The 15,016-nt window shown below is 72.2% G+C and carries 4 protein-coding genes; all 4 read left to right on the forward strand.

Features of this window, described 5'->3' with window-relative positions:
• Nucleotides 1–2: 2 nt before the first annotated feature.
• The 4 genes from HKK73_RS04470 to HKK73_RS19060 all read left to right on the forward strand — a co-directional run bounded on the left by HKK73_RS04470 (nt 3) and on the right by HKK73_RS19060 (nt 14,922).
• Nucleotides 3–4,136: a beta-L-arabinofuranosidase domain-containing protein gene (locus tag HKK73_RS04470; protein ID WP_171467525.1), complete on the forward strand. Its 4,134-nt coding sequence runs from the start codon at nt 3–5 to the stop codon at nt 4,134–4,136.
• A 155-nt stretch (nt 4,137–4,291) separates the two neighbouring features.
• The gene (locus HKK73_RS04475) at nt 4,292–7,189 is read left to right on the forward strand and encodes a family 43 glycosylhydrolase (protein WP_171467526.1); all 2,898 of its coding nucleotides are present in this window, start codon (nt 4,292–4,294) and stop codon (nt 7,187–7,189) included.
• A gap of 151 nt (nt 7,190–7,340) precedes the next feature.
• Entirely contained in the window at nt 7,341–9,755 is a 2,415-nt protein-coding gene (locus tag HKK73_RS04480; protein ID WP_171467527.1) for a family 43 glycosylhydrolase, read from the forward strand.
• Between the two features lie 229 nt (nt 9,756–9,984).
• On the forward strand, nt 9,985–14,922 hold the full coding sequence (locus HKK73_RS19060; protein ID WP_171467528.1) for a family 43 glycosylhydrolase: 4,938 nt from the start codon (nt 9,985–9,987) through the stop codon (nt 14,920–14,922).
• The last annotated feature ends 94 nt before the right edge of the window (nt 14,923–15,016 follow it).

A 15,016-nucleotide genomic window follows, 5' to 3' on the forward strand; every position in this document is an offset into this window, starting at 1 on the left:
GCGTGGCCCGGCTGGCGGCCGTGGCGGCCGCCGCCGCGCTCGCCGTGACCGCGTGGGCACCGTCCGCCGTCGCGGCCGACGCCCTGCCCGCGCCCGTCCTCGACCTCGCGTTCGACGGCGACGTCGCCGACGCGAGCCCCCTCGCGCACCCCGTGGCCCTGCGCGGCCACACGGGCTCCGCGCCGACCGGCTTCTCCTACGTCGACGGCGTCGACGGGGCGGGGCAGGCCCTGCGCCTGAGCGGCAGCACGTACCTCGACCTCGGGTCGTCGACGGCGCTCCAGCCCGAGGACCTGACCCTCTCGTTCTGGGTGGAGCCCAGCGGGAAGCTGTCCGGGGAGCACGTCATCACGTGGAACAAGCGGGCCTACAACTCCGACGGCTGGTACCTGTCGTCCGAGTCGGACACGGTGCCGCTCGCGCTGTCGGTGGGGCCGGCGTCGGGCCAGCCGTACAAGGTGCGGGTCGCGAGCTCCGACCGCGCGGCGTTCTTCCCCGCGGACGAGTGGACGCACGTCGTCGTCACGTACGACCACGCGACGAAGGCCGTCGCGTTCTACCGCAACGGCGAGCAGGTCCCGTCGACGGTGGCCAGCGCGGTCGCCGGCGACGCGACGGGGGTCCTGGGCTCCGACCCGGCGCTGCCGAAGACGATCGGGTTCAACGGGCCCCAGTACAACGGCGCCTACCTCAAGGCCGCGCTGGACGACTACCGCCTGTACGACGCGGTGGCGGACCTGGGCGACGTCGTCGGGCTGTACGAGGAGAGCGGGCGCACGGTGGACCGCGACGCGATCGCGCAGGACGACGCCGACGCGCTGTCCCTGCCGGAGCGCGCGACGGTCGCGCTCGTGCTCCCGGCGACCGGCTCGCGCGGGTCGACCGTGACGTGGCGGTCGTCGCACCCCGAGGTGGTCGCGACCGACGGGACCGTGGTCCGGCCCGCGATCGGGGAGGACGACGCGCACGTCACGCTGACCGCGACGGTGCGCTACCTCGACGGCGAGCCGGTGACGCGCGACCTCGAGGTCGTCGTGCCCGCGATCGTCGACGAGACGCCGCTCGAGGAGACCGCGCTGCCGTCGGTGCTGCTCTCCGACGACTTCCTCCAGAACGCTGCCGCGAAGGAGCACGAGTACCTGCTGAGCCTGGACTCCGAGACGTTCCTCTACGAGTTCTACAAGGTCGGCGGGCTGACCCCGACCACGGCCGCCGGGTACGGCGGCTGGGAGCGCAGCAACGCCGTGAACTTCCGCGGCCACGCGTTCGGCCACTACCTCTCGGCGCTCGCGATGTCGTGGTCCTCGACGCAGGACGAGGCGACGAAGGACGCGCTGTTCACCGAGATCGAGGAGGGCGTGGGCGGGCTCGCGCGCGTGCAGGACGCGTACGCCGCCGCGCACCCCGGCTCGGCCGGGTACGTCTCCGCGTTCCGCGAGTCGATCCTCGACCAGGTGCAGGGCACCGGGACGTCGGACGAGAACGTCATCGTGCCCTGGTACAACCTGCACAAGGTGCTCGCCGGGCTGCTCGACGTCGCCGAGCACGTCGACGGCCCGGTCGGCGACCAGGCGCTCGCCGTCGCGACCGACTTCGGGCTCTACGTCCAGGGGCGCGTGGCGAAGCTGCCGAGCACCGACGTCATGCTCCGCACCGAGTACGGCGGCATGAACGAGGCGCTGTACGAGCTGTTCGACCTCACGGGCGACGTCCGGATCAAGGAGGCGGCCGAGGCGTTCGACGAGGTGACGTTCTTCCGTCAGCTCGCCGCGGGCCAGGACGTGCTGCCGGGCAAGCACGCCAACACGCAGATCCCCAAGCTGCTCGGCGCGCTCAAGCGCTACCAGGTGTTCACGCAGAACCCCGCCTACTACGACCTGCTCACGCCCGCCGAGAAGGACGAGCTGCCGATGTACCTCGCGGCGGCGGAGAACTTCTTCGACATCGTGGTGCGCGACCACACCTACGTCACCGGCGCGAACAGCCAGGCGGAGCACTTCCACGCGCCCGGGTCGCTGCACGAGCGCGCGGACGAGCAGGGCACCGCGCGCAACGCCGAGACGGCCGAGACGTGCAACGAGTACAACATGCTCAAGCTCGCGCGCGAGCTCTTCACCCTGAGCAAGGACGTGCGGTACGCGGACTACTACGAGAACGCGTTCATCAACACGATCCTCGCGTCGCAGAACCCGGAGACCGGGACGACGACGTACTTCAACCCCATGGCGTCGGGCTACCACCGCGTCTACAACCTGCCGTTCACCGAGTTCTGGTGCTGCACCGGGACGGGCATGGAGAGTTTCTCCAAGCTCGGCGACTCGATCTACTTCACCGGCCAGGGCTCGGTGTGGGTCAACATGTTCTTCTCCTCGACGGTCGAGCACGCGGAGCAGAACCTGCGGCTCACGCAGGAGGCGAACCTGCCGAACGAGGACACCGTGACCTTCCGCGTCGACGCGCTCGACGGCGGTGCGGTCGCCGAGGACGCGACGCTGCGCCTGCGCGTGCCGTCGTGGATCGCGGGCGAGCCCGCGGTCGAGGTGAACGGCGCCGCCGTCGAGCCGCACGTGTCGCGCGGGTACGTCGTGCTGCCCGTCGCCGCGGGCGACGTGGTCCGGTACACGATGCCGATGGCGGCGTCCGTCGTCGACACCCCGGACAACCCGTACTTCGTGGCCTTCCGGTACGGGCCCGTCGTCCTCTCCGCGAACCTCGGCGAGGTCCCCGAGCCGGCGTGGCAGGGCACGGGCATCCTCGTCCGCTCGTCCACGCGCGACGCCGACGCCCAGACGACGATCACGGCCGCGAACATGGGCGCCGACGAGTGGAAGGAGCGGATCGCGGAGAACCTCGTCCGCGTCGAGGACGACGCCGAGGGTCGGGTCCAGCTCGAGCTGCGGAACACCGCCGACGGCGGCGACCTCGTCTTCACGCCCCACCACACCAACTGGGACGTGACGTACGGGCTCCACCTCCACCTCGACGAGCCGGACTCGGCCGCGTCGCAGGATCGCATCCTGCGCGCCAAGCAGGAGCTGCGCGACGCCGACCGCACCGTCGACAGCCTGACGAGCTTCGACGACAACAACTTCGAGAACGCGAAGAACCTCCAGCAGAGCGGGTCGTCGGTCGGGACGTTCTCCGGCCGTCAGTTCCGCCACGCGAACGGCACGGGCTGGTTCAGCTACGACCTCATGGTCGACCCGGCCTCGGCGTCGAACCACCTGGGCGTCACGCTCTACTCGGGCGACCAGGGCCGCGTGTTCGACGTGTACGTGAACGACGAGAAGCTGAAGACGATCACCACGGTCGCGAACGCCCCGACCAAGGACGAGCAGGGGTTCTACGTCGACACGACGCAGCTCCCGGCGAAGTACCTCGAGATCGGCGAGGGCACGCGCTGGAAGGTCGACAGCGCGGGGGAGTACGTGCTCGACGAGGACGGCGAGCGCATCCCCGTGGTCACCGTCCGCTTCCAGGCGACGGGCGGCTGGGCCGGAGGCGTGTTCGGCGTCCGGGTCGACCGCGCGGCGTCGTACGACGCGACGCCCGGGCTCGCGGCGCTCGCGTTCGACACCGGGTCGCTCGCCCCTGCGTTCGACCCGGCGGTGACGGACTACACCCTCACCGTCCCCGCGGGCACGACGGGCGTCGTGCTCGACGCCGACCCGCACGTGCCGAGCGGCCTGGTCCGCGTCGACGGCGTGCTGATCGACGACACGCAGGGTCGCGTCGTGCCGCTCCCGGCGGACGGGAGCGCTCGGACCGTGGAGGTCGTCGGCGTCGCGCAGGACCACGAGACCGCCACGACCTACCGGGTCGAGATCGTGCCGGGGGCGACGGCCGTCGTCCCGCTCGACGTCGAGGTCTCGTCGCGCTGCCTCGCCGGCAGGGCCTACGTGGCGGTCCGGGCGACGAACACGGGCGCCACGCCGGTGGACGTCACCCTGGCGACACCGTACGGGGAGAGGTCGTCCACGGGCGTCGCCCCGGGCGCGAACGCGTACCAGTCGTTCGCGTCCCGCGCGACGGCGGTCCCCGCCGGCACCGCGACGGTCACCGCGACGGCGGTGCTCGACGGCGCCCCGGTCACCACGACCCACGACGTCGACATCGAGCCGCGCACCTGCGGCTGAGCGACCCGCGCGCCGCACCGGCGTCCTCGCGGTCGGTCCGACGGGCCGCGAGGACGCCGCAGCGCGGCGACGCGGCGTCAGTCGATATCGGTACCGACATCGATATCCCCGGCATGAACCCACGACAGCAGCAGACCTCGACGAGGAGGAACGACATGAGCAGGCACCGGAGACGACGAGCCGCGGCGACGATCGTGGCGGGGGTGCTGGCGCTCGGGGCCGGCCTGCCCGCGGCGCACGCCACCGCGACGGCCGACGACGAGCCCCCGGCGGCGACCGCCCTCACCGGGCTGACCACGACGGACCGCGGCGACGGGACGTACGACGTCCCGCTCCTGCGCAGCGACGTCCCCGACATCAGCGTCACGCGCGTCCCCGCGGCCGAGAACGACGAGGGCCGCGACCTGTACTACATGATCAGCACGACGATGCACCTCGCGCCCGGCGCCCCGATCATGAAGTCGTACGACCTCGTGAGCTGGGAGATCGTCGGCTACGTCTACGACCGGCTCGGCGTCGGCGACGTGTCGTCGCTGCGCAACGGGAAGAACGGCTACGGCAACGGGCAGTGGGCGTCCTCGCTGCGCTACCGCGACGGCACGTTCTACGTGGTGTTCAACACCAACGACCTCGGGGGGTCGTACCTCTTCCGCACGGACGACGTCGAGCACGGCGCGTGGGAGCGCACCGCGCTCGGCCGGGGGTTCCACGACCCGTCGCTGTTCTTCGACGAGGCCGACGGGGGGACGCCCTACATCTTCTACGGCTCGGGCGCGACGAGCGCCGTCCGGCTGAACGACGACCTCACCGCGATCGAGGCGGACTTCCCGAACATCTTCCGTGCCGCGGACTACGCGGGCGAGCCGTTCGTCGGCGGGCTGTTCGAGGGCGCGCAGGTGCACTACATCGACGGCGAGTACTACGTCGCGATCATCACGTGGCCCAGCGGCCAGAACCGGCAGGAGGTGCTGTTCCGCTCCCCGCACCTGCTGGGCCGCTACGAGACCGCCGACGGGTCGAACCCGTACGAGGCGCGCAGCGCGCTGAACTCGGACGGCTTCGCGCAGGGTGGGCTGGTCGAGGTGCCCGACGGCGCGGGCGGCTACGAGTGGTGGGGCATGTTCTTCCGCGACACCTACCCTCTCGGCCGCATCCCCGCGCTCATCCCCGCGACGTGGGAGGACGGCTGGCCCACGTTCGGCGACGACGGCGTCGTCCGCGTCGGCGACACGTTCGCCAAGCCGATCGTGCTGGACCCGGCGACGGAGCGCCGGGAGCGGCTGAAGAGCATCGTCGCCTCCGACGACTTCGCGAACGACGCCGAGCACCGCGCCTTCAGCGACACCGTCTGGGAGGTCCCCGACGCGCCCACGTACGACGAGTCCCTGCTCGGCGTCGAGCTCGTCGCCAACCCCGGGTTCGAGGACGCCGGGACCGCGCCGTGGGCCGCGCAGTTCGGGGCGACGCTGTCGCGCGAGACGAGCGGCGCGGCGTCGGGCACGGGCGCGCTGCGCGTCGCGGGCCGGACGCTCAACGGCTCCGGGCCGAACCAGCAGCTCGGCGGGAAGATCCAGGCGGGCGTGACCTACGAGGTCTCGGCCCGGGTCCGCTACGCCTCCGGGCCGGCGCAGGTCCGCTTCAACCTCGTCGGGGACTGGGGCGCGGGCGTCACCACGCTCGCGTGGGCGAACGCCACGCCGGGGGAGTGGACGACCGTGCGGGGCACCTACACCGTCCCGCAGGACGCGGACGTCCGGACCTTCAAGCTCGCGGTCGAGACGCCGTGGGGCAACCCGCAGCCGCCGTCGTCGAGCGTCGAGTACCTGCTCGACGACGTCTCCGTGGTCGGCCGCGCGCCGGCCGTCGAGACGCCCACGCTCGAGGAGGTGTCGTACAACGGCTCGGACCTCGACCTCGCCTGGCAGTGGAACCACGCGCCGGACAACCGGTACTGGTCCCTCACCGAGCGCGAGGGCTGGCTGCGCCTGACCAACGGGCACGTCGTGACCGGCGAGGCGGAGTACACCAAGGCGCCCGGGCGCGACCTCACCTACCTCGAGGAGGCGCGCAACACGCTCGGCCAGCGCACCTTCGGGCCGACGGCCTCCGCGGAGACCCGCGTCGACGTGTCGGGGATGCTCGACGGCGACGTCGCCGGCCTGGCCGTCTACGGCCGCAGCTTCGCGTACGCGGGCGTCCAGCAGGTCGACGGCGAGCGCACGCTCGGCCTCGTCACGCGGCTCCAGCCGTTCACCGACACGATCGACCGCGAGGCGGTCGAGTCGTTCGTCCCCGGGTCGCAGGTCCCGCTCGGGGAGCGCACGGACGTGCACCTCAAGGCGGACGCGGACTTCGCCTCGCCGAATGGCCAGCTCTGGGTGCAGTACTCCTACAGCCTCGACGGGCGCACGTGGCAGCCGCTCGGGCCGCGCCAGGGGCCGCTCGTCATGGACTGGAGCCTGTCCCACTTCATGGGCTACCGGTTCGGCCTCTTCTCCTACGCCAAGGAGCGGACCGGCGGGCACGTCGACTTCGACCACTTCCTCCTCAGCGACGTGCTCGACGCCGACGGCGGCGCCGACCGGACGGCGCTCGACGCCGTCGTCGCCGAGGCGGAAGGGCTCGACCCGGAGGACCACACGGCCGAGTCGTGGGCCGCCGTCGAGCAGGCCCTCGCCTGGGCGCGGTCGACGACCGCGCCGTCGACGCAGAACCAGGCCGACGCCCCCGCGCGGGCGCTCGCGCTCGCCGTCGCGTCGCTGGAGCCGACGACGTCCCCGGACGTCGCGTTCGCGGCGGAGGCAGGCCTGCGCGCGCTCGCCGGCACCGACTACGTCGCCGTGCGCGTCGTGAACGAGGAGGACGTCCCGGTGGACGTGGTGGTCACCACGCCGTACGGCAGCCGCACGTTCGCCGACGTCCGACCGGGGGCGAGCGCCTACCAGGCGTTCCCGACGAGACGGTCGCAGGCGCCGGCCGGCGAGGCCACCGTCACCGTCACGCGCTCGACCGACGCCGCGACGACGACCCGCACCGTGCCGTTCGGCCGCTGACCCGCGCCCGGCCCGGCGGGCCGCGCAGGCCGCGCCGGGTCGGCGCGAGAGGAGGAGGACGCAGGACGACGGCGGGGGACCGCCGTCGGGCACGACCGTCCGCGCGAGGCGCGCGGACGCGCAGGACACCCACATCGATCGAGGAGGATCCATGGACACGCACCACCGCAGACGACGTCGCCTGCGCGGCGCCGTCGCCGGGGCCGCGCTCGTGACGCTGCTCTCCGCGTCGCTCGCCGCGCTGCCGTCGTACGCCGCGGACGAGGAGCTGGTCGTCAACGGCGGCTTCGAGGACGGCACGACCGGCTGGTTCGTCAACAACGGCAACGCGACCGACAAGGCCGTGCTGTCGACCACCGACCAGGCGTTCGCGGGCGAGGCCGCGGCCCTGACCACCGAGCGCGCGACGACCGGCTCCGGTCCGATGCAGGACCTCAGCGGCAAGGTCCGCGCGGGCGAGACGTACGAGCTCACCGCGAAGATCCGGTACGACGCCGCCGCGGCGCCGGCCACGAAGCAGTTCTTCGCCACGATGCACTACGGCGGCGGGTCGTACACGAACCTGGTGAGCGTCACCGCGACGAAGGGCCAGTGGGCGACGCTCGACGGCCGGTTCACGATCCCGGCCGACCAGAACGTCGGCACCGCGCGGCTGTTCTTCGAGACGCCGTGGACGAGCAACCCGTCCGCCGACCCGGCGACGCACCTCATGGACTTCGTGCTCGACGACGTCTCCGTCGTCGGCGCGGCCCCGCCCGGACCGCCGTCGAAGACGATCGAGGTGCTCGGCAAGCTTCCCGGCGAGCACAACCCGCTCATCTCCCACAAGTTCGGGGCCGACGGGTTCGGGTTCGTCGAGGACGGGCGCGTGTACATGTACATGACGAACGACACCCAGGGCTACGCGCCCGACCCGGTGACGGGCGTCTCGCCGCAGATCAACTACGGCAGCATCAACCAGATCACGCTCATCTCGTCCGAGGACCTCGTGAACTGGACGGACCACGGCGAGATCCAGGTCGCGGGGCCGCAGGGCGTCGCGCCCTTCACGAACAACTCGTGGGCGCCGGGCATGGCGAAGAAGACGGTCGACGGCGTCGACAAGTACTTCCTCTACTACGCCAACGGCGGCGGGTCGTCGAACGTCATCACGGGCGCCTCGCCGCTCGGGCCGTGGACGAGCGAGCGCGACAGCACGCTCATCGACGGGCGCACCCCGGGCGCCGAGGCCGTGGCCTGGAAGTTCGACCCGGCGCCGCTCGTGACCGACGACGGCGCGTACCTCTACTTCGGCGGCGGCCCGGCGTCGACGTCGATGCCCGCGGCGGAGCGCTTCAACAACCCGAAGAACATCCGCGTCATCGAGCTCGGCGACGACATGGTCTCCACGCAGGGCACGGCGGCCGTCGTGGACGCGCCCGTGGCGTTCGAGGCGGCGCAGGTCTTCGAGCGCGACGGGAAGTACTACCTGTCCTACTCGTCGCACTTCGGCGGCAACGACTTCGGCGGCAACCAGGCCACGCTCCCGGGGTACCCGGGCGGCGGGCAGATCGGCTACATGATCTCCGACGACCCGATGTCGTTCCCCAAGGAGACGTACGCCGGCGTGATGTTCCCGAACCAGTCGCAGTTCTTCGGCGCGGGCACGGGCGGCAACAACCACCAGTCGGTGTTCGAGCTGGACGGCAAGTACTACTTCACGTACCACGCGCCCACGCTCAACAAGCGCATCAACGGCAGCACCACGCAGGGCTACCGCAGCCCGCACATCCAGGAGCTGACGTTCAACGCGGACGGCACGGTCCAGCAGGTCGTCGGCGACTACGCGGGCGTGGACCAGGTCAAGGACCTCGACCCGTTCCAGGTGCTCGAGGCGGAGACGTTCGCGTGGCAGCAGGGCCTCACCACCGCGAAGGTCGACGGCGGCTCGGCACAGTTCGGCGACCAGGCGCCGAACCTCGTCGTCCGCGACGTCGACGCCGGCGACTGGTCGGCGCTGTCGTCGGTCGACTTCGGCGACGGTGCCGCGAGCGTCACGGCGCGCGTCAAGCCGCTCGTCGAGGGCGCCACCGTCGAGGTGCGCCTCGACGACCGCGAGGGTGCCGTCGTCGGCACGCTCGGCCTCGACACCCCCGTGGGCGAGTGGGCGGACGTGACCGCCGCCCTCGAGGGCGTGAGCGGCGTCCACGACGTGTACTTCACGTTCGCCGGCCCCGCGGGCGTCGACCTCGTCGAGGTGGACACGTGGGAGTTCGCGGCCGACGCCGCGGGCCCGGCCGTCGAGCTCGACGTGACCGCCTCCGCACGCTGCCTCGCAGGCAAGGCCTACGTGGCGGTGCGCGCGACCAACCTCGCCGACGTCGCGGCCGACGTCGAGCTCGTCACCCCGTTCGGCACGCGGGTCGTGCGTGACGTGGCACCGGGGGCGAACGCGTACCAGTCGTTCGCCACGCGGTCCGCGTCGCTCGCGGCCGGGGTCGCGACCGCCACGGGCACCGCGGTGCTCGACGGCGCCACGGTCGAGACGGCGCACGAGGCCGCCTACGGCGACCTGTCCTGCGGCTGACACCGGACGACCAGCACTGCCCGACGGCGGCCCGCACCCCACCCGGGGTGCGGGCCGCCGTCGGCGTCGGCGTCCGGGTGCGCCCGGGAGTCCTCACGCGCTTTTCGACATCGTTGTCGGTCCCGGGGTCCCTAGGCATGTTTGCGTTCACATGTTAGCGTTCACACGCGCGTCCGACGGCGGACCCGCGACCGGCGCCGACGCCGGGCACGACGACGAGGAGTCACCGATGACCTCACGCCACGAACCACCCCCGACGCCCGCGGAGCCCCGCGCCCGACGCCGACGCCGCTCGCTCGCGGCGCTGCTCGGCCTCGCGCTCGTCGCCCCGCTCGCGCCCGTGGGCGCGGCGGCCGCCGGCCCGATGCCCGCGGCGCCCGCACCGGTCCCCGCCGCGGCCGAGCCGACCACGGACGGTCTGCGGCTCTGGCTCCCGCTCGACGAGACCGAGGGCGCCGTCGCGCACGACGCGTCGGGTCACGGCCTCGACGCCGCGCTCGTCGGCTCGGGCGGCGGGTGGCGCGCAGGACAGGGGCTCACGTTCGGCGGCGCGAACCACGTGGACCTGCCCGACGACCTCCTGGCCGGCTACGACGCCGTGACGGTGAGCGCGGACGTGTGGGTCGACACGTCGCTGAGCGGCAACTACTTCTTCTACACCCTGGGCAACCCGGCGGTCGGGACCCCGCAGTCCGGGAACGGCTACCTGTTCTCGACGGGCAACGCGAACTACCGCGCGACGATCTCCGACCTCGCGTGGGGCCGCGAGCAGAACACGGCCAAGACCCCCGCCGGCGCCCTCCAGCGCGGCGTGTGGAAGACCGTCACCTACACGCTCGCGGGCGGCACGGCGCGGCTGTACGAGGACGGCACCCAGGTCGGGCAGAACACCGCGGTGACGATCACGCCCGGCGCGATCGGCGGCGGCACCACGACCGCGAACGCGCTCGGGAAGTCGGCCTACGCCGCCGACAACCTCTTCAAGGGGCGCATGAAGGACTTCCGGCTCTACGACCGCGCGCTCACCGCGCAGGAGGTCGCCGACCTCGCGTCGGACGCCGCGCAGGACGCCGTCGCGGCCGACGCCGCCGCGCTCGACCTGGGCGACACGAGCGCCGTCGCCACGGACCTCGCGCTCCCGGCGAAGGGCGTCGGCGGCTCCGCCGTCGCGTGGTCGAGCTCCGACGCGGGCGTCGTCTCGGCGAGCGGCGCGGTGACGCGCCCCGCGGGCGACGAGTCCGCGACCGCGACGCTCACCGCCACGGTGACGCTCCGCGGCGCGACCGCGACCCGCACGTTCGACGTCACGGTCCTGCCGGGCGACGGCGACCAGGCGAAGGCCGACGCCGCGGCCGCCGCGCTCGAGGTGACGAACCTCGACGACGTGCGCGGCAACCTCACGCTGCCCACCACGGGGCTGCACGGCGCGAGCGTGACGTGGGAGTCGTCGTCGGACACGATCGCCCCGACGGGCGAGGTGACGCGCCCGGCGCACGGCGAGGACGCCGAGACCGTGACGCTCACCGCGACGGTGGCGGTCGGCGCGGCCACCGCCACGCGCGAGCTCGCGGCGCACGTGCCGCCGCTGCCCGAGCAGGAGGACCTCGCGGGCTACCTGTTCTCCTACTTCGTGGGCGAGGGCACCGCCACGGGCGAGCAGGTCTACTTCGGGCTCAGCCAGGGCAACGACCCGCTGAGGTACCAGAACCTCAACGACAACCAGCCCGTCCTCACGTCGGAGCTGGGGGAGAAGGGCCTGCGGGACCCGTTCATCATCCGCTCGCCCGAGGGCGACAAGTTCTACCAGATCGCCACCGACCTCAAGATCTACGGCAACGGGAACTGGGACGCGTCCCAGCGCACGGGCTCGAAGTCGATCATGGTCTGGGAGTCCACGGACCTCGTGAACTGGACCGACCAGCGTCTCGTGCAGGTCTCGCCCGACACCGCGGGCAACACGTGGGCGCCGGAGGCGTACTACGACGAGACGATCGGCGCGTACGTCGTGTTCTGGGCCTCGAAGCTCTACGCGGAGGACGACCCGGGCCACACCGGCAACACCTACAACCGGATGATGTACGCCACGACGCGCGACTTCGTGACGTTCAGCGAGGCGCAGGTGTGGGTCGACCCGGGCTACTCGGTCATCGACTCGACCGTGACGCAGCACGACGGCCAGTACTACCGGTTCACCAAGGACGAGCGGAACAACACGTCGTCCACGCCGTGCTCCAAGTTCATCCTCGCGGAGAAGGCGGCCGAGCTGCGCTCGACGGACTACGACTTCATCACCGACTGCATCGGCAAGGCGAACTCGCTGGGCGGCGGGATCAACCAGGGCGAGGGCCCGACGATCTTCAAGTCGAACACCGAGGAGAAGTGGTACCTCTTCATCGACGAGTTCGGCGGCCGCGGCTACGTGCCGTTCGAGTCGACCTCGCTCGACGCGGCCGAGTGGACCATGTCCACCGACTACGAGATGCCGTCGCGCCCGCGCCACGGCACGGTGCTCCCCGTGACGCAGGCCGAGTACGACCGCCTGCTGCGGACGTACCAGCCCGACGCGTTCGTCGAGTCCGTCGACGACGTCGCCGTGACCGTCCAGACCGGCTCCGCGCCGGTGCTGCCCGCGACCGTCACCGCACGCTTCGCCGACGGCTCCACGGGCTCGGCGGACGTCACGTGGGACGCGGTCGACCCGGCGTCGTACGCGCAGGCGGGCTCGTTCGAGGTGCTGGGCACGCTCGGCGGCGGGGTGAGCGTCCGCGCCCGCGCGGTCGTCACCGTGACCGACGACGTCGTCCCCGTCGAGGGCCTGAGCGTCACCCCCGAGTCCCTCGAGGTGGGCGTCGGCGGCACGCGGCAGCTCACGGCGACCGTCACGCCCGCGAACGCGACGGCGCGCGCGATCACGTGGGCGTCGGGCGACGCGGACGTCGCCACGGTCTCGGCCGACGGCGTCGTCACCGGTGTCGGCGAGGGCCACGCGCTCGTCACGGCGACCACGGCCGACGGGTCGCGCACCGCGTACGTGGCGGTCGAGGTGACGGCCGACGTGCCGGGGCTCGTCGTGCGGTACGCGTTCGACGAGACGAGCGGCACGGCGGCGGCGAACACCGCGCCCGGGTCGTCGTTCGGCCCGGCGACGCTGACCAACGGCGCGGCCTTCTCCGGTACCGGTGAGGGCGTCCGGCTCGACGGGACGGACGACTACGTCGACCTGCCCGACCACCTGCTCGCCGGGCTCACCGACGTCACGGTCGCGCTCGACGTCAAGGTCGCGACGGACCAGGCGACGCCGTACTTCGTCTACGGCCTCGGCAACACGAGCGGCACGGCGGGCAACGGGTACCTGTTCACCACGGGCAACGCGTACCGCACGTCGATCGCGACGGGGAACTGGACCACCGAGCAGACCGTCACCAAGAACGCGAACCTCCAGCGCGGGGTGTGGAAGCACCTCACGTACGCGCTGTCCGGCACGACGGCCGTGCTCTACGAGGACGGCGTCGAGGTGGGTCGCCAGACCGGCGTCACCATCGACCCAAAGGACATCGGGAACGGGTCGACGCTCGCCAACTACATCGGCCGCTCGCTGTACTCGGGCGACCGGTACCTCAAGGGCTCGGTGCGCGACTTCCGGATCTACGACCGCGCGCTCACGGCGGACGAGGTCTACCAGGTCGGGGCGGACCACACGGCCGTCACGGGCGCCGAGCTCGACGCGCTCAAGGTCCCCGCGATCGTCGACGGGGCGAGCTCGACCGTGACGCTCGCCGTCGAGCCGGGCACGGACGTCTCCGCGCTCGCGCCGGTCCTCACGGTCTCGCCGCGTGCGACCGTCACGCCCGGGAACGGCTCGGTGCAGGACCTCACGCAGCCCGTGGAGTACACGGTGAGCGGGCCGGACGGGTCGTCGCGCACGTGGACGGTCCATGCGAAGCAGATGGGCAGCCCCGTGCTCCCGGGGACGTACGCCGACCCGAACATCGCGCAGTTCGGCGACACGTTCTACCTCTACGCCACGACCGACGGCACCCCGGGCTGGGGCGGCAAGGACTTCTACGTCTGGAAGTCCACCGACCTCGTGACCTGGGAGCGCTCGGAGCAGCCGTTCCTCACGCTCGACGGTGCGAACGGGAACGTCCCGTGGGCGACCGGCAACGCGTGGGCGCCCACCATCATCGAGCGGGACGGGAAGTACTGGTTCTACTTCTCCGGCCACAACCCGACGTACGACCGCAAGACGATCGGCGTCGCGGTGGCCGACAGCCCCGAGGGGCCGTTCACCGCGCAGCCGACGGCGATGATCACGAACGGCGAGGCGGTCACGTCCGGCCAGGCCATCGACCCGGCCGCGTTCCGCGACCCGGAGACCGGGAAGCACTGGCTGCTGTGGGGCAACGGCGGGCCGTCGAACGGCCCGGTCATGGCGGAGCTGGGCGACGACATGACGTCGATCAAGCAGGACACGCTGCGGCGCATCCCCGGCCTGACCGACTTCCGCGAGGGCCTGTTCCTCAACTACCGGGACGGCGTCTACCACCTCACGTACTCGATCGACGACACGGGCTCGGAGAGCTACCGCGTCGGCTACGCGACGTCGGACAGCATCGACGGCCCGTGGACGTACCGCGGCGTGATCCTCGAGAAGGACGCCTCGCAGGGCATCCTCGGGACCGGGCACAGCTCGATCCTCAACGTCGAGGGCACGGACGACTGGTACATCGCCTACCACCGGTTCGCCATCCCCGGCGGCGACGGGACCCACCGCGAGACGACGATCGACCGCCTCACGTTCGGCGAGGACGGCCTCATCCAGAAGGTCGTGCCGACGCTCGAGAGCGTGGACCCGGTCGACGTCGCCCCCGCGCCCCGGGTCGAGCTGACCGTCGAGGCCACCCCGCGGTGCCTCGCGGGCAAGGTCTACGTCGCGGTACGGGCGACGAACGCGGGCGACGTGCCCGCCGACGTCACCCTCACGACCCCGTACGGCACGAGGACGTTCGCGGGCGTCACCCCGGGCGCCAACGCCTACCAGTCGTTCGCGACGAGGGCGACGTCGGTCCCGGCCGGCACCGTGACGGTCACCGGCACGGCCGTGCTCGACGGCACCCCGGTCACCACGCCCTACGACGTCGCCTACGACGCCCACCCCTGCGGCTGACGCCCCCCGAGGTAGAGCCCCGGTGAGCCGAGGTAGAGGCGTGGTCACGACCACGCCTCTACCTCGCGGGACCGGGGCTCTACCTCGCGACACG

This window comes from Cellulosimicrobium sp. 72-3 (assembly GCF_013127315.1).
Classification (GTDB): Bacteria; Actinomycetota; Actinomycetes; order Actinomycetales; family Cellulomonadaceae; genus Cellulosimicrobium; species Cellulosimicrobium funkei.